The sequence below is a fragment of the Flavobacterium erigeronis genome (genome assembly GCF_054075165.1).
In genome coordinates this window covers 394,665-418,150 of sequence record NZ_JBSKGP010000001.1, presented here as the reverse complement: position 1 = coordinate 418,150, position 23,486 = coordinate 394,665, and the positions used below count along the sequence as shown (strand labels likewise).

At 34.3% G+C, this 23,486-nt stretch carries 19 protein-coding genes; 7 read left to right on the top strand and 12 right to left on the bottom strand.

What is annotated here, in order from left to right:
- Window positions 1–341: 341 nt before the first annotated feature.
- Complete coding sequence (locus tag ACWA1F_RS01765) at window positions 342–998, top strand: hypothetical protein (RefSeq protein WP_456891126.1); 657 nt, start codon at window positions 342–344, stop codon at window positions 996–998.
- Between the two features lie 246 nt (window positions 999–1,244).
- Here the strand turns inward: ACWA1F_RS01765 and ACWA1F_RS01760 are convergent, their stop codons facing one another.
- Window positions 1,245–1,559 (bottom strand): HPF/RaiA family ribosome-associated protein, encoded by a 315-nt coding sequence (locus tag ACWA1F_RS01760; RefSeq protein ID WP_306154800.1) that lies wholly within the window; start codon window positions 1,557–1,559, stop codon window positions 1,245–1,247.
- A 342-nt stretch (window positions 1,560–1,901) separates the two neighbouring features.
- On the opposite strand from ACWA1F_RS01760, the gene ACWA1F_RS01755 reads away from it, so the two are divergent.
- A complete protein-coding gene (locus ACWA1F_RS01755; RefSeq protein ID WP_456891124.1) occupies window positions 1,902–2,135 on the top strand; it encodes a hypothetical protein in 234 nt (77 codons plus the stop codon).
- A gap of 53 nt (window positions 2,136–2,188) precedes the next feature.
- Here ACWA1F_RS01755 and ACWA1F_RS01750 read toward each other — a convergent pair whose 3' ends face one another.
- The 4 genes from ACWA1F_RS01750 to ACWA1F_RS01735 all read right to left on the bottom strand — a co-directional run bounded on the left by ACWA1F_RS01750 (window position 2,189) and on the right by ACWA1F_RS01735 (window position 8,699).
- Window positions 2,189–3,184 (bottom strand): hypothetical protein, encoded by a 996-nt coding sequence (locus tag ACWA1F_RS01750; RefSeq protein WP_456891122.1) that lies wholly within the window; start codon window positions 3,182–3,184, stop codon window positions 2,189–2,191.
- 8 nt (window positions 3,185–3,192) lie between these two features.
- Window positions 3,193–4,992 (bottom strand): ORC-CDC6 family AAA ATPase, encoded by a 1,800-nt coding sequence (locus ACWA1F_RS01745; RefSeq protein WP_456891120.1) that lies wholly within the window; start codon window positions 4,990–4,992, stop codon window positions 3,193–3,195.
- Entirely contained in the window at window positions 4,976–6,049 is a 1,074-nt protein-coding gene (locus ACWA1F_RS01740) for an HD domain-containing protein (RefSeq protein ID WP_456891118.1), read from the bottom strand. Before ACWA1F_RS01740 ends, ACWA1F_RS01745 begins: the two co-directional genes overlap by 17 nt.
- A 178-nt stretch (window positions 6,050–6,227) precedes the next feature.
- The gene (locus tag ACWA1F_RS01735; protein WP_456891116.1) at window positions 6,228–8,699 is read right to left on the bottom strand and encodes an AsmA family protein; all 2,472 of its coding nucleotides are present in this window, start codon (window positions 8,697–8,699) and stop codon (window positions 6,228–6,230) included.
- A gap of 241 nt (window positions 8,700–8,940) precedes the next feature.
- Here ACWA1F_RS01735 and trxA point away from each other — a divergent pair, with 241 nt between their 5' ends.
- A complete protein-coding gene (gene trxA, locus ACWA1F_RS01730) occupies window positions 8,941–9,258 on the top strand; it encodes a thioredoxin (protein ID WP_008466289.1) in 318 nt (105 codons plus the stop codon).
- 314 nt (window positions 9,259–9,572) lie between these two features.
- Here trxA and ACWA1F_RS01725 read toward each other — a convergent pair whose 3' ends face one another.
- Window positions 9,573–11,648 carry a tetratricopeptide repeat-containing sensor histidine kinase gene (locus ACWA1F_RS01725; protein WP_456891113.1) on the bottom strand — a complete coding sequence of 692 codons (2,076 nt, stop codon included), beginning with the start codon at window positions 11,646–11,648 and terminating at the stop codon, window positions 9,573–9,575.
- Entirely contained in the window at window positions 11,645–12,352 is a 708-nt protein-coding gene (locus ACWA1F_RS01720; protein ID WP_456891111.1) for a LytR/AlgR family response regulator transcription factor, read from the bottom strand. The genes ACWA1F_RS01725 and ACWA1F_RS01720 overlap by 4 nt, the downstream gene beginning before the upstream one ends.
- Before the next feature lie 207 nt (window positions 12,353–12,559).
- Between ACWA1F_RS01720 and ACWA1F_RS01715 the strand changes: the two genes are divergently transcribed.
- Together ACWA1F_RS01715 and ACWA1F_RS01710 are read left to right on the top strand one after the other, a co-directional pair.
- Window positions 12,560–13,114 carry a hypothetical protein gene (locus ACWA1F_RS01715; protein WP_456891109.1) on the top strand — a complete coding sequence of 185 codons (555 nt, stop codon included), beginning with the start codon at window positions 12,560–12,562 and terminating at the stop codon, window positions 13,112–13,114.
- A 42-nt stretch (window positions 13,115–13,156) separates the two neighbouring features.
- On the top strand, window positions 13,157–13,738 hold the full coding sequence (locus ACWA1F_RS01710; protein ID WP_456891107.1) for a hypothetical protein: 582 nt from the start codon (window positions 13,157–13,159) through the stop codon (window positions 13,736–13,738).
- Window positions 13,739–14,040: 302 nt separating this feature from the next.
- On the opposite strand, the gene ACWA1F_RS01705 is transcribed toward ACWA1F_RS01710, so the two are convergent.
- From ACWA1F_RS01705 to ACWA1F_RS01685, 5 genes are all read right to left on the bottom strand, one after another.
- Complete coding sequence (locus ACWA1F_RS01705) at window positions 14,041–15,264, bottom strand: hypothetical protein (protein ID WP_456891105.1); 1,224 nt, start codon at window positions 15,262–15,264, stop codon at window positions 14,041–14,043.
- Between the two features lie 49 nt (window positions 15,265–15,313).
- Window positions 15,314–17,521 (bottom strand): TonB-dependent receptor, encoded by a 2,208-nt coding sequence (locus ACWA1F_RS01700; protein ID WP_456891103.1) that lies wholly within the window; start codon window positions 17,519–17,521, stop codon window positions 15,314–15,316.
- A 10-nt stretch (window positions 17,522–17,531) separates the two neighbouring features.
- Window positions 17,532–18,002, bottom strand: coding sequence for a DUF4625 domain-containing protein (locus tag ACWA1F_RS01695; protein ID WP_456891101.1), 471 nt, complete (start codon window positions 18,000–18,002; stop codon window positions 17,532–17,534).
- Between the two features lie 16 nt (window positions 18,003–18,018).
- The gene (locus ACWA1F_RS01690; RefSeq protein WP_456891099.1) at window positions 18,019–18,939 is read right to left on the bottom strand and encodes a DUF4625 domain-containing protein; all 921 of its coding nucleotides are present in this window, start codon (window positions 18,937–18,939) and stop codon (window positions 18,019–18,021) included.
- A 463-nt stretch (window positions 18,940–19,402) separates the two neighbouring features.
- The gene (locus ACWA1F_RS01685; RefSeq protein ID WP_456891097.1) at window positions 19,403–19,756 is read right to left on the bottom strand and encodes a hypothetical protein; all 354 of its coding nucleotides are present in this window, start codon (window positions 19,754–19,756) and stop codon (window positions 19,403–19,405) included.
- Between the two features lie 153 nt (window positions 19,757–19,909).
- On the opposite strand from ACWA1F_RS01685, the gene ACWA1F_RS01680 reads away from it, so the two are divergent.
- Window positions 19,910–22,486, top strand: a complete 2,577-nt coding sequence (locus tag ACWA1F_RS01680) for a M1 family metallopeptidase (RefSeq protein WP_456891095.1) — start codon at window positions 19,910–19,912, stop codon at window positions 22,484–22,486.
- Window positions 22,483–23,409 carry a DUF58 domain-containing protein gene (locus tag ACWA1F_RS01675; RefSeq protein ID WP_456891093.1) on the top strand — a complete coding sequence of 309 codons (927 nt, stop codon included), beginning with the start codon at window positions 22,483–22,485 and terminating at the stop codon, window positions 23,407–23,409. The genes ACWA1F_RS01680 and ACWA1F_RS01675 overlap by 4 nt, the downstream gene beginning before the upstream one ends.
- Window positions 23,410–23,486 lie beyond the last annotated feature (77 nt).

Genomic DNA, 23,486 nt, shown 5'->3' with positions numbered 1-23,486 from the left:
TTTTTTGCACGCAATATTTTTTAAACCAATGGAAGTCAATTAAAGCCGATAGTTGTTTCTCGCAAAGTCGCCGAGTCGCTAAGTTTTTGTTTCACGCAGATTCGAAAGATTTTAGCAGATATAGTAAAAGATTATTTAATAAAATAATAATCTGCGGTATCTGCATTAATCATTTAAAATCTGCGTGAAACATAAAAAACCTGTCCGATCTGCGAGAGGAAAGAAATCACATTTTGCAACATTTAAAATTCATTAACAAATAACTTTAAATGAACTTACATTACTTATAGGATTTAAATTCAAAAAACAAGTATATTTGATTGATCTTAAATAATACCCCAATGAATGCAAAAATACTTCTAAGCTCGCTAGCAGTTACTTCTTTACTTTTTATTTCCTGCAAAAAAGAATTGGAACCGCAGGAAAGTACAGCAACATCTGAATTAGTAAGGTTAGGACTTGCAAAAGATACAACTAAAGCTGCTGCGCCTGTGGTGCAAAATCCTGCAGCAAATCCAAATACCGTTTTAAGTGACACCAAAGGAATCAATCCAGCGCACGGACAGCCGGGCCATCGTTGCGATATTGCGGTTGGAGCGCCTTTAAATTCTGCACCGCCACAGCAAGGTCAGGTTGCGACGCAAACAGGACAAACGGTAAAAGTAGGACAGCCTCAAGTAGTGACAACTACAACTGTTCCTGCTAAAACAGCAAAAGGAATGAATCCGCCACATGGACAGCCAGGACACAGATGTGATATTCCGGTTGGAGCACCATTAAATTCGCCTCCCGCAAAAAATACAACAACTACAAACACAGCACAAAGCGGAACGGTTACACAAAACTTTTCGGTAACGCCTCCGCCAGCATCAAATCCAGTTCCGGCATTATTGAGTACCGAAGGAACAGAAGCAACAGTAGCAGACGGAATGAATCCGCCACACGGAAAACCAGGTCACCGTTGTGACGTTGCCGTTGGAGCTCCATTGCCAAAATAAAAATTGAACCATATAAGTGATATAAGAAAATTTAAAGTTTTTTTATTTTTACTGTAAATAAACAAAGCCTCAAAGTTTATACTTTGAGGCTTTGAATTTTTAGAAAATTTAAGTTTTTATCATTTATTTAATAAAAGCACGAAGCCGCAAAGTATATAAAGACTTTGCGGCTTCGCGTCTTTGCGAGATTAATTCTTTTCAGTAAGAAACTAAAAATGAACTTATATCGCTTATATGGTTTAAAAATTAATGTTCTTTTATTTTTTCGAAAGTGCTAGTCAGCGATTTTTTTACTTTAGCCAATGCACCACTGAAAGCTTTCTCAAGCGATTCGGCGTGTTCTGTAACCGTTATAGGCTGTAATTTTACAGGGCGGACTTCAATCACACATTTTTTGTCATGCAAGCTGAATTTTTCGCCGTTTTCATCACCAAAATGAATCTCGACACGGGTAATTTTATCTTGAAAACGATCTAAACTTTTTTCAACTTCTGAAGAAAAATAACTCTCTAATCTTGCACTTCCTTCAATGTTTTTGTCTGTATTGATTTGTACTTTCATAACGGATAATTTTTTAATGATTCATTCTCAAACTTATCGATTTTACAACTAAAAGACAAGTAGGTTAAGGAAATATTATGAAATTTTAAACGATTTATTTTTCAATTTTGTAATTTCGATTGGTGAAAATATACTCATAGTATTTTAATTTATAAATAAAGAAAAAACTTACAATTTATTTTTGTTTTTCATATATTTGAAGTTCCTAAAATTCAAGATTATGAACACAAAAAAATTCTTGCCCATGTGGTATGCTGACGGTATTGGAAACAACCGTAGCGCGTTCTTGAATGCGCAGGACAGCTAAGCTACATGGGTTTTTTATTCCTAAAATTCAAGATTATGAGTACAAACACCCTTTCCAAAGAAACCCAATTGAGATTAGCTGAATTCTTCAACAATTCAATCGATTCGAAAAGTATGGCGAAAACCCTAAGACAAGTAAATTATATTCTTGCCTTAAACGTAATGCACGAAAACGAATTTCTGCAACAAGAAAATATCAATCTGGATGAAAGCTTTTACTGGCTGAAAAAATTGGCCGAGATTCTGGATCCTTATTTGGAGGTTGAGTAGAATTTATCGAAATGAGAAAAGCCACTGGGAAGTGGCTTTTTGTTAATCTTAATTTATAATGTATTAGTTTCTTTTGATTTTTCAGTATAAAAATCGCTTAAATTATAAAGCAGAAAGTATTCACTAGGTGTTAATTTTTTGTCAATGTTGTACTGATTTGCAGATGCATAACATATTTGAAAAGCATCATTTATAATTGAGGCGATTGCAATTCCAATTGTAGAAGTTTTATTATTTAATGGAGAAATAGCAATATTATATTCCTCATTGTATTTATCATAAACATCATTAAGTAAGGCGATCGTACTTTCAATTTCTAAACAAGAAAATTCTTTTTCTTCTACGAGAATATTTTTAAATTTATTTTTTATATTGTTATATTTGATATCTACAAGACACTTTATCTGAGAGCTAATTGACCCAGATTTTGAAGGATTTGCTAATATTAACGCATTTGGTTCAAATGATTCGATTATTATTTCGGTTCTTTCTTCTTCAAAGCCATTAAAAACTACAAGTAATAGCTTTTTTGAAGGAGTCATAATTCCTGAAAAACCAAAAATGGGTCTTATTTCTCTAACGCCCTTTGTTAGCCAAAAACCTTTGTCAGTTGAATAATCTAGTACAGGAGTATGAATGAAACAAATATCAAGTTTTTTTATAAATATCGGTCTTGTTAAGACCTTAATTAAGATGAGCAATATTTCTCTTGAGAATGCAGTTGCATCTAAAATAACTTTAAGTTTTCTTTTTGTTGTAATATTTGTCAAAAGAGTCTCAATTTCTTTATAGAATATATTGAAAGTACTAAATGAATCATTTTTTGGATATTCAATCAGATCATTTATGTCTAGTAAGGAAATCATCTGATCCTTATTATTAACTGCTAAAGTATAATTGTCTTCTAAATGAAATAAAACAGTCTTAGTGATTTTTGATTTGTCAAGACATTGACTCAATGATTTTGAACGATCCTCAAATCCAGATGACAGAAATAGTAAATCTATTTTGCCAAGGTATTTTGCAATATCTATGTTTTTTATTTTCATAATTCTTTCTAAATTTCAATATTGTCAAATAAAGTTGGAGCGACATTATCCAATTCATTGTCTAGGCTTTTTGAAACGTCGTCAATAAATTTTTTAGGATTAGTTAAGCTGATTTTTAATTGTTCAGAACTCATAAATCTATAACCTTTTATTCCTGTGGGATCTAATTTAAAGTACGGAGCCAAAGTTCTGCTAAGGATATAAAGTTTATTTCTTCCAGTACCTTGTTTATTTCCAATTGTACTTCTATGAAGATAACCATAATGAACGGCCAAATCAATAATTTCACTTAATTCAGCATCTGGTAAATTATTTAGTGCTACTGAAAAAACAATTCTTTCAGTTCTATTAGACATAAAAATTTTTTTAAAAACACCACCAAGTCCTTGAATTAGATTATAAAGCTTATCGGCTTTACTAAATCTTTCTCCACTTCTTTTACTTCCATGTTCTTCATTTATTTTAACAAATTCTTCTTCAAAGAATCTCTTAGAATATTCATTTATCTCGTTATTTTGAATATTATCTGGAATAAAATCAATAGAATGAGAGTCTTTATGATAATTTGCAAACATATTTGATGCTGGTTCTAAGAAGTGGCGTATTATCCCTGAAGATATAGCTACTAGATTTTCGAATCCTGAATAACTATAAGTAGATGAATTTCCAGAAATTTGTTTAAAATATTCTGATGTTGCATATCTTCTCGCGGCATCCCCTGCAGTATGTTTTTTATCATTATTTTTAAACTTTTCTTTCAAATCTTCTTTTATTGCTTGAAGTTTAATCAATTGTTCTTTATCAGCAGGAAAGAAATCTTCTGAAGCTATATTCTTTTTTAAAAATTTACTAATTCTCTTTTTTACAATTTCATCTACTCTTTTGTAATAATTATTGTTCGTTGTTAAGTAAATATCCGCAATGTTTACTTCTGAATAATCATGAGGAGAATCAATTGTTTTGTCAGATGTTGTTTTATAACTTTTATAATCAATTTGTGTAGAGATTTTTAAACAAACGTCACTTGAAGTTCTATAAGAAACCCAAGTATTTAATACCTGAGCTTGAGTTTTATTTAAATAACCTGCATCATCAATAAGTAAATAAATAGGCTTGTTTTGCGGCATGAAAGACATCTTTTTTATTTCTTTTAATATCGGAAGTAAAAAATCTAAATAATTGCATAAAGATCCGTTATAAGATCCACTTTCATTAGGATTTATTGCCAGATTTACCCAGTATTTTTTACAAGTAATAAAAACTTTATCCATTAGTTTTACCATTTGTGCGAAATACTCTTTAGCAGATTTGAAGTCAAGGTTTTCATATTTCGAAATGTCAAATCCAGTTAATTCTAAATACCATAAGAATGTATCTTTATAAAAATGAGATATTTCATCAATATATTTATCTAGATTTTCATCAAGAGTAGAAAATTCTAGAAAACATTTTGAAGCAATGTAACTAGTTAACAAATGCTCATTGATAAAAATACTTGCATCATTTTTAAATTTTTCAAATTCTTTTAAATTTATATCCGTAAGTTTTATGGGTACATATAAAGAAAAATAATCTAGTTCTGAAAATTCTTTATATCTAATAGTGTCATCGTCTAATTTTATTATTCTTTGACAATTTGGCATCATGTACCTAAACATCATACTCTTTCCAGATCCTCTTGGACCATTCAAGAAAGTATGCCCTGATTTTGGTACCTGATGAAAATCAGAAAAAACATCTACAAATAGATCATGAACATCTTCAGCATTAATTCCTTCGGGTGTGTTTACTTCAAATGGATTTTTCATTTTTTCTAGATTTTTCTTGTTCTTTAATAAGATCTGCGACATATTTTCCATCAATTTTTTCGCCCATTATTGAAAGGCTTTCGCATCTTTTGTAGATATCCTCTTCTGTTATAAATGGATAACCATTTTCTTTTAATTTATATCCAATAGCAGGCATAATTTCTTCATGACTATCTAACTTTAGCAAATTTATTTTCACTTTAACCTTGTTAAATCTAGCATTTTCAGGAAGAAACCTAGAGCAATATAGAGACTCTAATAATGTTTTTTGAGTACGAGTATATATTTCATTTATTATATATTCTTCGACTATTCCCTCGTTAGTTTGTTTTTCAAAAGCTCTATCTAAGTACTTGTCGGTTAGATAAAAATCTAAAGAAATTTCATTACTATTAAGAGTGACACTATTTAAACTTGCTGAATATAAATGGAAAATTACACTTGTTTTTTCAATTTGCCCAATTTCTAATAAGAAACCAGACGCTCTTGTTTCGTCTTCAGCTAATTCATCACCCAATCTCAAAAGGGCGGCTAAAAATTGAGGCCTTATTTCTTGATGTGAAAGGTTCATAACTTTTTCTAGCTTTCCGATGGGATCATCTTTTCCGCCATGTGCTTGCGCAATATTTCCAATAATTGTTTTTTCTGCAGCGCTCAGTAAATTATCTTTATCAAATTTGGCTAGAAGTGATTTTCCTGCTTTTGCATGATCTGCTCTGCTTGCAATTAAGTGACCCGTATCGTGGAGATTAATAGCCATTAATAAAATAAATAATTCATAAGGGGTTATGTGATATTTATTCTTTTCTTTCTTAAAAGTAGGATTTAAGCATTCAATAATTTTGGAAACCCTATCAATTACCATTTTGATATGATCAATCCCATGATCATTATAATAACCACTTTTTTCAATTTCTAAAATTTTTGATTTAACTTCAGGATGAACATCTTTATCAAATTTTTCTTTTAGGATTTCGTAGTAACTAATATAATTTTTATCATGAGGGAAAATATTTTTTTTTCCTCTGAACTTTAAGAATTCTTCTTCAATATTCACTTTATGGTTTTTAAAAGATTTATTTTTGGTTTTTGGGTTTCAATTATAATTTTCCTTTATTGCAAAAAACTAAAGTTTTAAAGAAATAAAGGCAGATATTATAGTAATTTATTGACAAATATAAAAGGTTTTAATTAAAATATTGTACTTTTAAAATGTCAATATGTTGAGAATTTCATCATTTCCCCTTCTTCCCCCACTTAATCTTCATCTTCCCTTCATTATCATAAGCAATAAGATGCAGGACAATACCGCGTTCGCGAACGGCTTTTCGTTCGGCTTTGGTGGCGAGTTTGGCGTCGTTTTTAGAATTTCTTAGCGGAACGGTGAGGGCGAGATTCGTGCCTCGGCCGAAAGAATAAATGCCTTCGGCATCAAGGTTGAGAACGCTGGAACTTATGGTAAGTTTATGGACATCAATTTGTTCTCCGCGAAGATTGAGCGAACCAGATAAATCGCTGAAAGTTATATTCTCTACATCGCGAAGCGGAAAAGCAAATTTGCCGACTTTCATAATTGGTTCAAAGTTGAGCAGTGCGCCTTGATTGACATTAAAATCCAGTTTTCCTTTCATCGAATTGACAATTAAATCGCCTTTACTACTCATTAAACCGACAACATTGGCATTACTGGTTAATCGGCCGCGAATATTTTTCGGACTAAAAGAGGTGATTCCGAAGTTGTTGAACGATCTTAAGAAACTGGCAATATCTACGCGGTTTACCTGAGCATTTGAACTAAAAACATAATGATTGCCGCTTGGCTGTACAGAACCGCTAAAATTGATGCTTCCGCCAGAGGTTTGTAGGGTTCCGTTTTGGAGCAGCACTTTAGAATTCAGCATTTGCAAAGTCGCTCGGGTGTTTGTTGCCGTTAATGATCCGTAAGTGATTTTGTCTGCTTTGAGGTTAATTATTGCCGTACATTTATCAATTACCGGTTTTAACTGCGTCATAAAATTGACATTTCCTTTAGCGGGTTTTTTCTGTGCTATTTTCTTTTGGGCAGGACTTTGTTTGAGTACACCCAAAAATTGTTTTACATCGATATGCGGGCAATAAATATTCCAGTTTACGACCATTTTTTCTGGTGCGTCATAATAGAGATTCAAGAAATTATCGATTTTTCCATCAATGCGGATGATATTATTTTTGTGTTTGTAGGCAATCTTTTTAATGTAAAGCGCCTGTTCGGTAAACGATAATTGTACGTCTGTTTTTTCGGCTCTGATGTTTTTCGGAAAATAATCAAAAGTTGTGTCGTCAATGTCAACATCGCCAGTAAAACGTGGTCTGTTGATATACAAATTGACAATATCAAACTGAAATTTTAAATTGGCTTTGGCATGACCGCTTTCAAAATGGAGAATTTTATTGTTGGCCATTCCGTTGAGTTTTGATACGTCAAAATCAGCATTTACAACTCCTGTTGCAATTGGTTTTTCGAGATCATTGATAACGGCTTGGGCAATTGTCAGCGGAATAGTCTCGTATTCTGCTTTAAAATGAGTTAAAATAATGGCAGAATTTGGGTCGCTGAAACCTTTTTCGGGTTTGAAATTATTGGTAAAAATTCCTTTAAAAGAGCAATTGGTAAACAAACCATCGGGAATTGTCAATTCGTTGTTTCGAATGTCGGCCTGCACCACAATTTTTGGGTCGCCTTCTACATTCAGATCGCCTTTGATGTCGCAGTTTACTTTAATCGGTTTCTTTAAATCGAATTGATTAAGCTTCGAACTAATGTTTGCCGATAATAAATTGGAAGCATTTCGCCATAAAATATCCGTTCCGATATTGATTCCGAAAAGCGAATTTCCTTTTCCGATATTAAAGAAAGCTACAATATCAAAAGTGTCAGAACCAATTTTAAGATTTTTGGTATGAATGTCAATTTTCTGATTGCCTTCAGAATACGAAATATCAAATTTGCCTTCGAGTATTTTTTCTTTAGCAAAACTTCCATGAACGGTATTAAAAGCCAGACTATTGATTTTGGTTTTCAAAAACAGATTCGTCTGCCAGTTGTCATCGTCATAATTGACTTTAGATTCTAAATTTGCGACATCAAAATCAAACAATTTATGTCCCAAATGGTTGTCGATAATTACATGAACTCGGTTGAGGTTGATTTCGTCTATCGTGGTTTCTGGCTTATCTGTATTGGTTTGCGGTTTTTTCTTTTTGGGCTTGAAAATATTGACATTAGAATAACCGTCTTCGGCTTTATAAATATAAATATTGGCGTCGTTAATTAAGATTTTATGAATATTAATTTCGTGCTGCAGTAAACTCCAGATGTTTAAACGCGCTTCTATTTCTTTTGCTTTCAGTAAAGTATGTTTGTGGCTCGGCCATTTATTGTCTTTAATTTCGACCTCATTAAGCGCAAGCGTAAAATTGGGAAAACCCGTGAGAAACTTATAATGGAAATCGGTTACGTGAAATTTGCCATTGATATTTTCATTGATTTTGGTGTTGACTTTGGCTATAATTTCGGCTTTATTTTGGTTGAAGTAAATCGACAGGGCTCCGCAGGCAAGTAGGAGAATAGCAAATAATCCCAAAATAAAAAATCCGAAGCGTTTGGCATATTTTTTAAAACGTTCAGATTGGAAAAAGGTCTTTATTTGAAGTAAAGTTTCCGGCATTAAAATCAAATTTGTTGACATTAAAGATACTATAAAAATTTAACTTTAATTTAAATTTTTGATATTCAAATTAATACGAACTTTATAAATAGAACAAAAATGTATTTACAGTATATAATTAATGACAATACATTTATAATGAAAACTAATTTAGTAATGGTGTTTGATTTGTTTTAAATTTTTAAATTTGTACTGTAGTTTGAAAGTTAATAATTCAGACATAATTTAATCTTAATATATTATGGCATTAGCAATAACAGATGCTACTTTTGATGAAGTAGTTTTAAAATCAGATAAACCAGTAATGGTAGATTTTTGGGCAGCATGGTGTGGTCCTTGTAGAATGGTTGGTCCAATCATTGACCAATTAAGCGAAGAGTACGCTGGTAAAGTAGTTGTTGGTAAAGTAGATGTAGACGCTAACCAAGAATTTGCTGCAAAATACGGTGTGCGTAACATACCAACAGTTTTGGTTTTCCAAAACGGTGAAGTTGTAGGTAAACAAGTAGGAGTTGCTCCGAAACAAGCCTACGCAGATAGTTTAGACGCTTTGTTGTAATCTCCAAAGATTGCAATTGATATAAAAGAGGTTTGACGAGAGTCAAGCCTTTTTTATTGGGCTGTTTTTTTTTGCCACGAATTATTTTTTTTCGCCACGAATTCACGAATTGACGCTAATTTTTTTACTGCATGAATTTCTCGAATTTTTATAATGAAAGTGACGCTTATTTTTTTGCCACAGATTACGCAGATTAAAAAGGATTTTTTCGCCACGAATTCACGAATTGGCACTAATATTTTTGTGTAATTGAATTTCGCAAATTGAGTTTTTCTTAAAGCATAACAATAATTCGTGAATTCGTGGCGAAAAACCTAGAATATCAATGTAAAAGTAGCGCCGGCATTTGGTTTGGAACAGACTTCAATTTTGCAGTTTATGGCGTTTGCTAGATCTCGAATTAAATGTAAACCCAAGCCCGATTTGATTCCGATTACTTCAGATTCGTCGTAAAGGGCTTTGAATTTTTCCTGTGTGCCGCCTGGGCCGTTGTCGGTAATCGAGAGAAAGTTTTTTCCGTTTTCCTGCCAGGCTTTCCAAATAATTTGTGCGTTTGGAGTTTTGTCTAAAGCTTTTATGGCGTTTCCTGTTAGGTTTCGCATTATGGTTTTTAGATAATTTTCGTCGGTTTCTAGAATGATGTTTTCCGGGTTTTCGAATATAATTTCGACATTCTCTGCGCTCGAAAAATGCTTTTGGATTTCATAAAAAATAGAAGAAACAGTTGTTTTTCTCGGTTGAGGTTTAAAATTCTCCATTTGGCCTTTGCTCCAAAGCAGCATATCTTCCATAGAATCCAATAGATTTTCGGCTCCAGTCGTAATTTTGGTTTGCATTCTTAGTGCGGTTTCTTCGTCTAATAATTCGGGATTTTCTTTTTGAAGATGCAGAAAATGAATCAGATTTGAAATCGGACTTCTCAAATCATGATTTATTATGCTAAAGAATCGCGCCTTTATTTTATTGGCTTCATCCAATTCCTGATTCAGTGTCTGAAGCTCCAGATTGGTTTTTTTCCTGATCTGGCTTTGTCTCCATAATAATAATCCGATAATAAGAACCAGAATAATTCCTGCGGTCAGGAAAATACGCTGTTGTCTGGCATCTTCAATCTGAATGTTTTTAATGGCATTTTCGGTCGAAAGATTCTTGATTTCCTGCGCTTTGGTTTTGTTCTGAAATTTAGCTTCTGCATTGGCAATATTTTGCTTGGCAGATTCAGCCATCATTTCGTCGCTGTTTTTGCTGTAGATTTCGTTGTAATAATAGGCTTCTTTCCATTGTCCGAGTGCGGCGAAACTTTGAGAGAGTCTTTTGTTGATGTTGACAAACGATTCTTTATCATATTTTAAGGCATTTACAGAAGCTTTTTTTAAGGTTTCAATGGCTTTTTTGTATTCTCCTTTTTCATACAAAACTCTTCCCATTATCGCATTGGCTTCCATAATAATATCCTCATCATTGGATTTTTTCCCTAATAAAACCGCTTTTTTAGCATAATAATAAGCGGTTTGAGTCTGGCCGTCGTTGACATAATATTCCGATAGACTTCGGTTAGCATAACTTAGATTGAGAAATAAAGAATCTTTTGGTGTAGGATAAGTATATACTTGGTTGTAATATTTTTGAATGCTGTCTTTTTCTTTTAGTGAACCATAACAATGCAGGTAATAATTGCATAAAAAAGCGTTGACATAAGGAGAATGAATGGTATATTTTTTGGTTTCGTTCAAATATTCGATTGCCTTTTGATATTGTTTCATTCTCGTATAAGCACTCCCGATTTGAAGATAGGAAATGCCAATATTTTCCACATTAACTTTATCTTTTTTAAGCAGTTTTTTATATGAAATCGCTTTTAATTGGTAACTGATAAAAGTCTCGTATTGGGCATTATCCTGATAATATTCGGCTAAACTTCCATACAAAACAGCTTTGGTATAATTGCTTTTGGTAGTATCAACAACCTTTTTAATGTATTGGGCTAAAGATTTACTTTTTACGGTATCCTGAACCGAATAATAAGCGTAGTTCAAACGCATTAAAACGGTGGTTTCATTTTTTAAATGGCGCGCTTTTCGAGCATATTTCCATGCGTTTTCATAATTTACCAGCGCATTCTTATACTGATTGTTGCTAAACTCATACGCAAGTCCTTTTTGAATATAAAAACGGCTTTTATAAGCATTCTGGTTTTTAGCGATCAAAATACCTTTGTCTGCAGCGATTATTAGTTTTGAATAATCTTCTTTTTCTAAAAGTTGGGTAGTATATCGAAGCCAGACTTTCAGTTTTTCATCTGTTGTTTTATAACGCGCTAAATTAGGTTCCTGCTGTGCAAAAGCATTCCAAGAAATGAAAAGTAAAAGCAGTAGCCCTACGCTTTTCATGCCATTAAGTTTAGGTTTTCCTTATAACTTCTTCCAATCGGAATTACGGCATTATTATTCAAAATGATTTCGTTTGAATTGATTTTCTGCACATATTGCTTCTGTACGGCGTAGCTTCTGTGAATACGAACGAAGGACTGAAAATGATTTTCTTTCAGCAAATTTCCGATACTCGATAAAACACAATGTCTTTTCTGATTTGTCACCACTAAAGTATAATCTTTAAGCGCTTCGAGATACAAAATTTCGTGAAGTTTTACTTTAGTCTGTTCGTGGCCTTCTTTTATATAAATGGTATCGCCGCCAATACTGGCTTCAAAAAGAGAAGCTTTGAGTTTAATTTCCATAAACTCTTCGATCCGATTTATGGTTTGGGTAAAACGATCCAGTTTTAAAGGTTTTACGATAAAATCTAAAGTTTCGATCTGAAAACTTTCTACTGCATGTTCGGGATGAGCGGTTATAAAAACGCAGACAGGAACTTCTAATGCCTGTTTTCTAAATTCAATTCCGTTTAATCCTGGCATATCGATATCCAGAAACAGAATGTCAATTTTTTCTTTTTCTAAAAAAGGAACTGCCTCTTCAGCCGATTCAAAAACGCCTGCAATATCTAGAATAGGAAACTTCTTGGCATAAGAAACCGCCGTAAGCCTGTCTATTTCGTCATCGTCAACAATAATGCAAGAGTATTTTTTCATCATCAAACTGTCTTTGAATTGCAAAAGTAGGTCGTCTGTCTATTTAAAATGCTGTTCGTCTATTAGCGGTTTTTTCACAGAATTTAATCCGGCAACTTTGTCCTGTAAATCTATCACAAATAAACAAAATGGCCTTTGTGATAGTTGCAAAAATAAAAGCTATTAAGTTAAAAAAGAACTATTTAATTAAATTTTTTAAACCAAAATGTTATGAAAACTTTTAAGTCAATTTTTTTCATTTTTCTAATTTCAGTTTCAATAATTTCCTGCAGCTCAGATGACGGTACCGATGGAGTAAATGGAGTCGACGGAGCACCTGGAGCGCAAGGACCAGCAGGAACAGCAAATGTAATCTATAGCGGCTGGATTAATGCGCCAGCAGGAACACCAGAAACAATAGACGGAACGTCAGGATTATCTACTTCTTTTGCTGTTCCGCAACTTACGGCAGACATTATGGCTAAAGGAACCATCTTAGTATATATGTCTTTTGGATCAGGAGTTAATATTTATACACTGCCTTACACTTCAACAGCTGGCGGATATGCTAATACAATTACAGCCATTGCAAGTCTTAATACAATCAAAATCTTCCGATTTAAACATGCGGCTGACGGAACAACAGTTGGACTGCCATCAACTCTTACCTATCGTTATATCTTAATTCCTGGAGGCGCGTCAGCTGCTACAGCAAAAAAAGCAAAACTGGATTATGCTAAAATGAGTTACGAAGAAGTTTGCGCGCATTTTAATATCCAACCTTAACTAAATCAATTTAAATAAAAACTAATCTAAAAATAATATACCATGAGAGCTTTTAAAACTTTTATTACCGTTCTAATTATTACTCTTTCTGCAGCTTGCAGCAGTGATGATGACAAAGACAATACGCCAAAATTTGAAACAGAAAATCCGCTTGCGGCTTATTATACTGCTACAGGTTTTACTACCGTTTCCAATTTTATTAACTCAGGAGATTACGAATTTGGACTTGTATTTACGCCAACCGTAAAAGGAAAAATAAACGCTTTAACTTTAAAGCTTCCCGCGGCAAACCCGACGATTCGGGTAACAATCTGGGATTTTGCTTCTAAAGCAGTTTTACGTTCTGAAACTGTAAACGTAGTTACTGCAGATGTGCAGGTTACAAAAGAAATTAGCGAGCTGGCTTTAGAAAAAGACAAAAAATACATGATTACCATGAACTCAAATGATTGGTACAAAAAGAATAAAGCAGATAATTCTAACGTAACGTATCCAATTGTGGCAGGAAATATTACAATTAATGAGTACAGATGGCTTTCGGGAACAGCACAGACATTCCCAACTATGGTGTCTTCAAGCTATAATGCGGGAGATTTAAGCTTTGATTTTCAACAAACAGAATAATTCTTTTTTTTGGATAGCTTTTGAATTAGTAAAGGAAAAGGTTTGACAATCGTCAGACCTTTTTCGTTTGCAATGTAATGGGGGTTATTTTAACCGCAAAGTTTTTTTATTTCTATATGTTTTTAATCGCGCAAAGTCGCAGAGACGCAAAGATTTTTCTACTTAAATTTTTTAACAAAATTGGCGACTTTGCGTCTTTGCGAGCATTTTTTTGGACTAGAATAAAACTAAATGAGAAAAAGTTCGCAAAGCTTTTAAACTTTGCAAACTTGTCCTTGAAAATGGTATGCAGCTAAACCAAATTAGTGATTGTGTGTTTCGCTGTTTTCATAACCTAATACCGTAATCATATAAGGAGTACTAGAAACTTTAGTCTTTTTGATTGCCGATGTAGAAAGATTTAACTGTAATAATTCTCCGCTTGTTGGCGAAGTAACGTACGCAAAACGGTCAGTTACTGCCATTTGTGGTTTTAAAGTCGCATCTGTTGCCGTTTCTGAAGTTGCTTTAACTTCTTTTATAACTTGTAAACTGCTGATGTCGTAAAGTTTGAAATCTCCTGAATGCAATAAAACAGCCAGTTTTTTATGATCGTAACTCACTTTGCATTGCATAATCGTTGTATTCGCAATGATTGGTTTTACCGTACTAGCTACAACATCGATTAAATAAGCGCCTTTTGCAGCCGTGTAACCAATAAATTTTCCAGCCGAAGCGGTTTCTAAAATACTTCCAAACCAAGCTGTTCCAAAATCTTCTGGGTGATTGATTAGTTTTTGATTTCCATTGCTTTCTACAACTAAAATTCCGCTTGACGAACCAAAAACAGCATAAACTCCGTCTGAAGCATTTCCGTGAATTCCTTTTGTAGCCAATTTAGGTTCAAAAAGCGTTTTTCCGGTGTTGTCAATAATTTTTACTTTTTCTGGAAGCGTTCCTGTAACCGAATTGTCTTTTACCGTAACCGCGTAAGTTCCGTTTTTAAACGTTGCCATTGCACCATGATGCGCCAATAAACCTGCGTTAATGTTTTTGAAAGTCGCTCCAGCTTTGTTTACATCAGCTTCTTTTCCAACAGAAAGCGTTCCGTCACCGTCATTAAAAGTCAGGATTTCTCCAATTTTACTTTTAAAATGAGTTGGTTTTAATGCGCTTGTCGCTAAAATTCCAAATTTTGGAACATCATCAACATCAATATGATCGCCGTGCAATTCCAGTCCGCTGTCGAAGGTTTCTACGAAATTATTGTCTCTGTGCACAATTCCTGCAAAACGTCCAGATTCTGTCGTGTATAAAGAAGATTTAGCAAATTTTGCCGTAAATGAACTCGTTTTCTCTTCATGTGGATCAAAAAGCGTTAGCTCTGTTGTTTTTTCGTCAGAAATTAAAACTCTAACAAATGTATGTTCTTCCGAAGTGTCATGATCGTGATCATGGTCGTCGTGATTGTCATCGTCGCTGCTGCACGAAACCGCAAAAAGCGACAAAGCAAATAAAAATAGCAGTTTGTAAAACTTGTTTTTCATTGTAATAAAGGATTTAAAATTTGTAAATAATTGATTTTGAATGGTACGCTTATCGCGAAATCGAAAAAGGAATTTTCATAGAAACAATAATATTTCTTCCCGCTTCTGAAAGTTCGATAAGTCGGTAAAAGCTAGTGTGATTTAAATATCTCGTATTGAATAAATTTTGGATTTGAACATTGATGCTGATATCCTCTTTTCCTGTTTTTACTTTTGTGCCCAAAGCCACATTAAAAACATGACTTTCGGCTGTTTTTTTCTCAGGCGGAACAATATTGTTTTGTGTAGCTGTAAAACGATAATCAACAGAGAAATAAGAATCTTTTAAAAAGCTAATTTGAGGTTCATAATTCAGTCCAAATAAAACCGAAGGCGGTGGAGAAAACGGAAGCGTATAACCTTTTTTGCTTCCTGATTTTTGTTCAGAATACAAGTATTCAGCCGCGATTTCGGCGCTTAAAGATTTGATGAAATAATATCGTGTCTGCAATTCGGCACCGTAACGGAAAACTTCACTTTGCTCATATTCAAAAACCTGATTTCCTGCTCCATAATAAATATCATGTGCCGAAGTTGGATTCAGATAAATGAAATTCGGAAAATAATTCACAAACGGCGTCAGCTGAAAAGACCAGTTTTGCTGATTCCATTCCATTCCTAAATCTAGTTGATACGAACGCTCCGCATCCAGATTCGGATTTCCTTTTTCAAATCGGAAATAATGATAATTTACCCCATTTGAAGCCAGTTCTTTGGCAATTGGCATTCTAAAACTAGATCCTAAATTCGCTTTAAGCGAAAGTTTTCCAGGATTATAATTGATTCCCGCCGACCATGTAAAACTGTCAAAGGTTTTCGTCAGATCCTGAGAACGCTGTAAATATTCCAACTCCGTCTGATTGTTTTCTGTAACAGGACTCTGAAACCAATCGTAATACGATTTCATTTTAATTTTGCCGTAATCGTAACGTACAGCGCCGTGCAGCAACCATTTTTCGTTCAGTTCTATTTTATCATAAACAAATAGACCCGCATTAATTTGGTTGAAAGCCGGAATTAGAAAACTCCATCCGTTAATCGCATTTTCTTGTATAACGACATTAGTCCCGACAGTAATCTGATGGTGATTAATGGCGAATTCGTCCTTCGCAGAAAACGACCAAACGTTTTTATCATATTGGCGTTCCAGATCTTGCGGCGCGTACATATCTTCAGGATAAATTGGGGACATATAACCGTGATTTACATAATGGCTCCATTCTCTTCTAAAGTTTTTCTGAAAACCAAGCTGCGTTTCAAAAGCATGATTTTTCCAATTAAATGAAGTTGTATTGCTCACCTTCAAATGATTCACCTGCTGATATGGCATCAAAATATCGCGGCTCGATTTATCGTGCAGTTCTGTATCCACATTTCGAGGTTCGAGTCCGTGCGCATTCGCGAAAAATCCGCTTTTGGTGTAAACATTACTGAAATAAAAAGCAGACTTCAAGTTTTCTCCAGAGTAACCCGTGCTCAAATGAAAATCGAGTTCGCGTCCTGCCGTATTCCGCAAATGATTTTTGTATAATGGAACTTCATAACTGTAAACTTGCACCTTATCAGTTGGAACGCGATAATCGCCATAATCCATAGCCGTTACACGCGTATCGAAAAACCAGTTTTCATTTCGCCCAAATAAATTAAGCGAACTTCCAAATTGTGCATTGTTGCTTTTTCCAGTAAGATCCACACTTCCGCCAAAAGTATTTTTAAATGGAAGAGGAAGCGGTTTAATATTCACCGCACCGCCCACAGCATCAGATCCGTAAATAAATGAAGAAGGACCTTTTATGATTTCTACTCGGTTTACCGCATATTGGTCAATTTCCAATCCGTGATCGGCGCCCCATTGCTGGCCTTCGTGTTTTAAACCGTTTTCGACCACAATTACCTGATTAAAACTCAAACCTCGAATAAGCGGTTTTGAACCTCCCGAACCAATCGAAATAGTTTTAACGCCAGGCAATTTCTGTAAAGACTGCATCAAGCTTCCGCCAAGATTACGCTGAATAAAACTGCTGTTGACGGTTTCTACATTCAGCGATTCTTCTTTTTTGCGTTTTTCAGCAGCATTTCCGTTTACCAAAACTTCTTTGAGTTCTTTAATTTCAGGCTTTTTTTCTGAAGGCTGATTTTGAGAAATAACTTCAGTTGAAAGCAATAAACTAAGGAGTAAAAAACAAGATTTCCAAAAAAGGAATTGGGCATTCTTCATTAAATCTGATTTATAAAATTTTAATACTTAAACCTTTCAGAGTCTGCCAGCCTTCTTTGTCCGTCAAACGGATCATAAAATGATAATCGCCTGGATCAACATCCGCCGGAATTGAGATTTGTGCCGTTGCTTCATAATTTTTTACGCCATCGGGAATGGTGTAATTGTTAATGAAAAGCATTGGTTTTACTGGTTTTTTTATGGCATCCATCTCGCAACTTTCCACTTCTGTACTATGCGTATGATGATCGAAATTGTGATGAATGTCTAAGCTATACGAACCCAGCGCGGTATTATCGCTAAAAACGGCTTTAAAAGTGATAGTTTGCCCGCGTTGGATTGTACTGCACTGAATTGGAAATGCGCCGCTCGCTGTAATATCAATTACAGGATATTCGGTGTCGATTTCGGCATTATCGCTAGAGCAGGCAGAAATAAAAGCAAGAGCCAAGACGCTCAACAATATTTTTATCTTTTTCATGTTTTCTGAATTTTAATTAAAGGGCAAATGGCAAATCGATCGACTGTGAAAAATTGATATTATACGTTGTATTTTTGTACAAAACCAAGAAAGTATAATCGCCTGCAACCCAAGATTTGTTAGCAATTAAATCTTGTCCAACAGGAACATTGTTGTCTTTTGCAGCGCCAATGGTAAGTTTTGGAGTTTCTCTCGTAAACTTTGTACCGTCCCAAGGAACATTAGAGAACTGACTCGCATCGGCTACATTTTTATGCTCAAAAACATCATAAACAATAACTTTTTTAAAATCAATCTGATCGACACTTTCGGGAGTATGTTTGACATTCTTATTAATTAAAAGCAAATACATAATTCCGTCTCCTTTTACGCCTTCTAGTGTTACCTGAGAACTGAAAATGTCGTTGTTTTTGTACTTGGCATCAGCATTAGAAAACTTGCCTTTTCGGTACATAAAAGCATCATTTATAAAGAGAGTAAATACCGATGCAACAGGATTTACGGGAATATTTTCTAATTTGTAAAGCGTTAGGTTTTTCTTTATCTCAAGCTTACTTCCGTTTTGGTCGTTTACGATAATGATAAAGTCGTATTTACCTTCTGCAGCGTCTTCTGGAATATCAAAATGTTTGTGAACAGTTGCGTTTTTTGCACCCGCATATTGCGTCCAAGTAATTTCGTGCGACCAAACTTTAGAATAGGTTTCACCGCTTCTTTGAACAATTTTGACCTGTACATTTTCGATTTTATCAGCTGCAGTAACTTCCGCATTAAAATGGAAATCTGCGCCAATAGTTGCCGTTTCGTTGTTGCCAAGACCCAATTCGATTTTGTCGATTGTAGGAATAGCTTTTTCTGGTTCTGAATCGTCATTGCTACAGCTTGTAAAAGCAATTGCAGCAAAAAGCGAAGCCAGAATGAGTTTTGTTGTTTTCATTTTTTCTGATTTGATTTTGATCATTTTATAAAGAGTATTTGGGTTACGTAAAAGGTTCAATGTGTCTGAGTCCAATAAGGACGATAGATTTAGGCGAAAGCCACAGAGGACGATATAGTTATAGAATCAAATTGGCATTGATGCGAAAGCCCCAGCGGGGCGACATATCTATAGAAATCGAAATTGAATCTATCATTAAGCTCCAGAGGAGCGACATAAACAAACAGACCAAAAGCCATAATTAAGCTTTAAGTCAGAATACAGAAATCGATTAAAAAGGGAAATAATTTTTGTGCGGAAAAAAGCAGTATCTCAACATCAAAAAATAGATTTTTGATGCAAAAATGAATTCAATGTAAAGTATTAACTTCTGAAAACAGATGTGATTGTTAATCGCTTTTTAAGATTTTAAATCATTAAAAAGGACAAATAAAAAAACAGCCGAACAATCGGAGCACAAAAATTAAAGTGTAAAAGCAGGAGGGGCTCGAAGTGAGAATAAAGACCCTTTAAAAAATGCTAAATGCTGTTCGCTGTAGAAACTAAGATGTTTTACAGCAACATTATTTTTATAAAATTGAAAAGCAGAAAACTCAAAAGTTCCGACAGCGCTGAATTTAAAATCGCAAATCGAACATTTATGAAACGAATGTAATTTTGCTTTGAACTGTGGCTTTTCTGAAATTGAAAATTCCAGTTTTTCTTTTGACGAATGCGTATCTAGAATATGTTCATACGAATGGACAGCCGGAAACAGTATTGCGAACAATACGATTAATGGCATCAGAAGATTGATATATTTAATTTTCTTTTTCATTCGTGAAGGTTGACTTCTGGACGAGTTTTTTGCTGATTAATGCAATAATGTTGCAAATATATAAATCTTATTTTTAAATGCAATGTTGTTGCAGTAATTGTTTGAAAAAAGCAGCTAATTTGCTATTTTAGCCAATCTTATATTCCTTTAAAAATGAAATTTCGCTACAGCTTTCTCAGTTTTTTAATGACCATTACGATTGGATTTTCCCAATCCAAACCAAAAGAAAATATTGTTCTAGAAAATGGTGTTTCAGAACAATTGGCGCATTTTAGAAAACAGCAGATTTCTAATTTGAAGTACGATCTTTCATTCGAAATTTCGAATCAGAAAAGCGAAGATATTACTTCAAAATTGGTTTTAGAAGCAACTTTATCAGACCTAAGTCAGCCTATGTATTTAGATTTTAAAGAGAAATCTCAAAACATCAAAACAGTTGAAGCAAACGGAAAAAACATTGCGATTATTCATGAAAAAGGACATATTGTAATTCCTTCACAGAGTTTGGTTTTAGGGAAAAATACAATCCAGATTTCGTTTATTGCTGGGAATTTATCTCTCAACCGAAACGATGATTTTCTCTACACTTTATTAGTTCCAGACCGCGCGAGCACACTGTTTCCGTGTTTCGATCAGCCCGATTTAAAAGCTACTTATAAATTAAGTTTAACTGTTCCGAAAGATTGGAAAGTTTTGGCTGGAGCCGATGTCAAAGAAAAAAATGAAAAAGGCGATTTCACTTCTTACACTTTTGGAGAAAGCGATAAGATGAGTACGTATTTGTTTTCTTTCGTAGCAGGAAAATTTCAAAGTGTAATAAAAAAGCCAAGGAACATGGAAATGACTATGCTGTATAGGGAAAACAATCCGAGAAAGATTGAAATGAGTACCGATACGATTTTCAATTTGCATCAGCAGTCGATAGATTTTTTAGAAAAATATACCAATTGTAAATTTCCTTTTCAGAAACTAGATTTTGCTGCAATTCCTGTTTTTCAATATGGCGGAATGGAACACGTCGGGGCAATTCAATACCGAGAATCGACTTTGTTTTTGGATAATAGTTCGACAGACAGCGAAAAATTGAATCGCGCCAAATTAATCGCGCATGAAACCTCACACATGTGGTTTGGCGATTTGGTCACCATGAAATGGTTTGATGACGTTTGGATGAAAGAGGTTTTTGCCAATTTTATGGCAGACAAAATCATGAATCCAATTTTCCCGAAAGTCAATCACAATTTGCAGTTTTTTACAGCGCATTATCCTAGCGCTTACGCGGAAGACCGTTCGTTGGGGACACATCCGATACGACAACATTTGGCCAATTTGAAAGATGCGGGGTCGCTTTATGGTGCCATGATTTACAATAAAGCACCGATTATGATGCGCCAGTTAGAAGCTTCGATGGGGAAGGAAGCTTTTCAAAAAGGAATCGAAAAATACATTCAGAAATACGCCAACGATAATGCCGATTGGAATAATCTCGTAGAAATTCTAGATGCCGAAACGCCTCTAGACATGAAGAAATGGAGCGAGGTTTGGGTAAACAAATCGGGAAGAGCCATTTTTTCTGACAAAGTGGAATTGGATAAAAACAATAAGATTAAAAGCTTTGAAATCAGTCAGAAAGCAGAAGACGGTTCGGATAATATCTGGCCTCAGATTTTCCAAATCGGATTGGTTTATAAGAATGAAGTAAAAGTGCTGAATGCTCAGATAAATGATAAAAAACTGATTTTAAACGAAGCGATCGGACTCCAAAAACCGTTGGCTGTCATTTATAATTATAATGGTTTTGGATACGGTGTTTTTCCGCTTGACGGGAATAATTTAAATTATATTTCAGGTTTAAAAGATGAGGTTGCAAGGGCTTCGGCGTACAGTAATCTTTATGAAAATACTTTGGTTGGGAATGTTTCGCCAGAAAAAGCTTTTGATTGTCTTTTTAGAGGAATTCAATCGGAAGAAAATGAATTGGTTTTGCGAATGGTTTCAGGTAATCTGAATACAATTTACTGGAGATTTTTGACTGAAAAACAGCAAAATAAAGTCCAAAAGCAACTTGAAGATGTCTTGTATACCCGTTTAAACGAAAAATTATCAGCTAATATTAAAAAGACTTTATTCGTATTGTTTAGTTCGATTGCTTACTCAGATTCTGGAAAAGAAAAATTATTTAAAATCTGGAGCAAAGAAATCACGATTCCAGGTCTGAAATTAAATGAAGACGATTACACCAATATGGCAATGAATCTAGCCATTTTTAAACATGAAAAAGCCAATCAGATTTTAGTGAAAGCTAAAATGGCGATGACAAATCCAGATAAAATAAAACGATTTGAGTTTCTGATGCCTTCGCTTTCTCAGGATGAAAAAGTGAGAAATGCTTTCATTGAATCTTTAAAAGACGATGCCAACCGTGAGAAAGAATCTTGGGTTTCTGCCGGACTTGCCAATGTAAATCATCCGCTTCGTCAGGAAAGTGCGCAAAAATATCTTAGATTTTCACTAGATTTGGTAGACGAAATTCAGCGTACGGGAGATATTTTCTTTCCGAAAGACTGGCTGGATAATACGGTTGGAAAATATTCGTCGAAATATGCTTTTGATGAAGTGCAGCGATTCTTAAAAGAAAACCCTAATTTTAGTCCAATCTTGAAACGTAAATTATATCAAGCGACAGATTTGCTTTATAAAGCACAAAATATTAAAAAAGAAACCGAATGAAAATCGAAACAGAAATAGAGAAAGTCTCCAGTTTTCAGCATCTTGAAATGCTGGCAAATCAGGTTGTGGAAGGTTTTATTTCGGGAATGCACAAGAGTCCGTTTCATGGATTTTCGGCCGAATTTGCTGAGCATAAAGTCTATAACGCAGGCGAAAGCACCAAACATATCGACTGGAAATTGTTTGCCAAAACAGACCGTTTGTACACCAAACGTTTTGAGGAAGAAACGAATATGCGCTGTCATATTATTGTAGATAATTCGTCGTCAATGCATTATCCTGAACTGAAATCGAATCAGCCTTTTTATGAAAAGAAGATTGGTTTTGCAGTTCTGGCTTCGGCAGTTTTGATGAATATTTTAAAGAAACAGCGCGATGCTGTTGGTCTAAGCGTTTTCTCCGATCATTACGAATATTACGCTCCAGAAAAAGGTAGCGATCGCCACCACCGAATGCTGCTGAATAAACTGGAACAATTGTTAGAACAGCCAAAAGTCAAAAAAACGACTGATACCATTACGTATTTGCACCAAATTGCAGAGAAAATGCATCGCCGTTCGATGATTATTTTGTTTACTGATATGTTTCAAACAGCAGACGATGAGAAGTTGTTTAACGCGTTGCAGCATTTGAAACATAATAAACATAAAGTCGTTTTGTTTCACGTGGTAGACAGTAAAACCGAATTGGAATTTGATTTTGACAATACGCCGAGAAAGTTTATTGACTTAGAATCAGGAGATGAGGTTTCTATTTTTGCCGATAATGTAAAAGAAGAATACGAGAAAAGGGCAGAAGCCTACTTTAAAGAGTTGTCTTTAACCTGCGCGAAGAACCAGATTAAGTATGTTTCGGTCAATGTGGGCGATAACTTTGAAAAAATATTGACTACTTATTTGGTTGAAAAACAAAACTTTGGATAATATTTTAAATAAAAATTAAATATTTTTTATAAAAACACTTGCAGAAACGAAATTCTGTTATATCTTTGCAACCGCAA

Bases quoted from the DNA above. Each gene is read 5' to 3' on its own strand.
- ACWA1F_RS01765 (WP_456891126.1), top strand. From the start codon at position 342: ATGAATGCAAAAATACTTCTAAGCTCGCTAGCAGTTACTTCTTTACTT.
- ACWA1F_RS01760 (WP_306154800.1), bottom strand. From the start codon at position 1,559: ATGAAAGTACAAATCAATACAGACAAAAACATTGAAGGAAGTGCAAGA.
- ACWA1F_RS01755 (WP_456891124.1), top strand. From the start codon at position 1,902: ATGAGTACAAACACCCTTTCCAAAGAAACCCAATTGAGATTAGCTGAA.
- ACWA1F_RS01750 (WP_456891122.1), bottom strand. From the start codon at position 3,184: ATGAAAATAAAAAACATAGATATTGCAAAATACCTTGGCAAAATAGAT.
- ACWA1F_RS01745 (WP_456891120.1), bottom strand. From the start codon at position 4,992: ATGAAAAATCCATTTGAAGTAAACACACCCGAAGGAATTAATGCTGAA.
- ACWA1F_RS01735 (WP_456891116.1), bottom strand. From the start codon at position 8,699: ATGCCGGAAACTTTACTTCAAATAAAGACCTTTTTCCAATCTGAACGT.
- trxA (WP_008466289.1), top strand. From the start codon at position 8,941: ATGGCATTAGCAATAACAGATGCTACTTTTGATGAAGTAGTTTTAAAA.
- ACWA1F_RS01725 (WP_456891113.1), bottom strand. From the start codon at position 11,648: ATGAAAAGCGTAGGGCTACTGCTTTTACTTTTCATTTCTTGGAATGCT.
- ACWA1F_RS01720 (WP_456891111.1), bottom strand. From the start codon at position 12,352: ATGATGAAAAAATACTCTTGCATTATTGTTGACGATGACGAAATAGAC.
- ACWA1F_RS01715 (WP_456891109.1), top strand. From the start codon at position 12,560: ATGAAAACTTTTAAGTCAATTTTTTTCATTTTTCTAATTTCAGTTTCA.
- ACWA1F_RS01710 (WP_456891107.1), top strand. From the start codon at position 13,157: ATGAGAGCTTTTAAAACTTTTATTACCGTTCTAATTATTACTCTTTCT.
- ACWA1F_RS01705 (WP_456891105.1), bottom strand. From the start codon at position 15,264: ATGAAAAACAAGTTTTACAAACTGCTATTTTTATTTGCTTTGTCGCTT.
- ACWA1F_RS01700 (WP_456891103.1), bottom strand. From the start codon at position 17,521: ATGAAGAATGCCCAATTCCTTTTTTGGAAATCTTGTTTTTTACTCCTT.
- ACWA1F_RS01695 (WP_456891101.1), bottom strand. From the start codon at position 18,002: ATGAAAAAGATAAAAATATTGTTGAGCGTCTTGGCTCTTGCTTTTATT.
- ACWA1F_RS01690 (WP_456891099.1), bottom strand. From the start codon at position 18,939: ATGAAAACAACAAAACTCATTCTGGCTTCGCTTTTTGCTGCAATTGCT.
- ACWA1F_RS01685 (WP_456891097.1), bottom strand. From the start codon at position 19,756: ATGAAAAAGAAAATTAAATATATCAATCTTCTGATGCCATTAATCGTA.
- ACWA1F_RS01680 (WP_456891095.1), top strand. From the start codon at position 19,910: ATGAAATTTCGCTACAGCTTTCTCAGTTTTTTAATGACCATTACGATT.
- ACWA1F_RS01675 (WP_456891093.1), top strand. From the start codon at position 22,483: ATGAAAATCGAAACAGAAATAGAGAAAGTCTCCAGTTTTCAGCATCTT.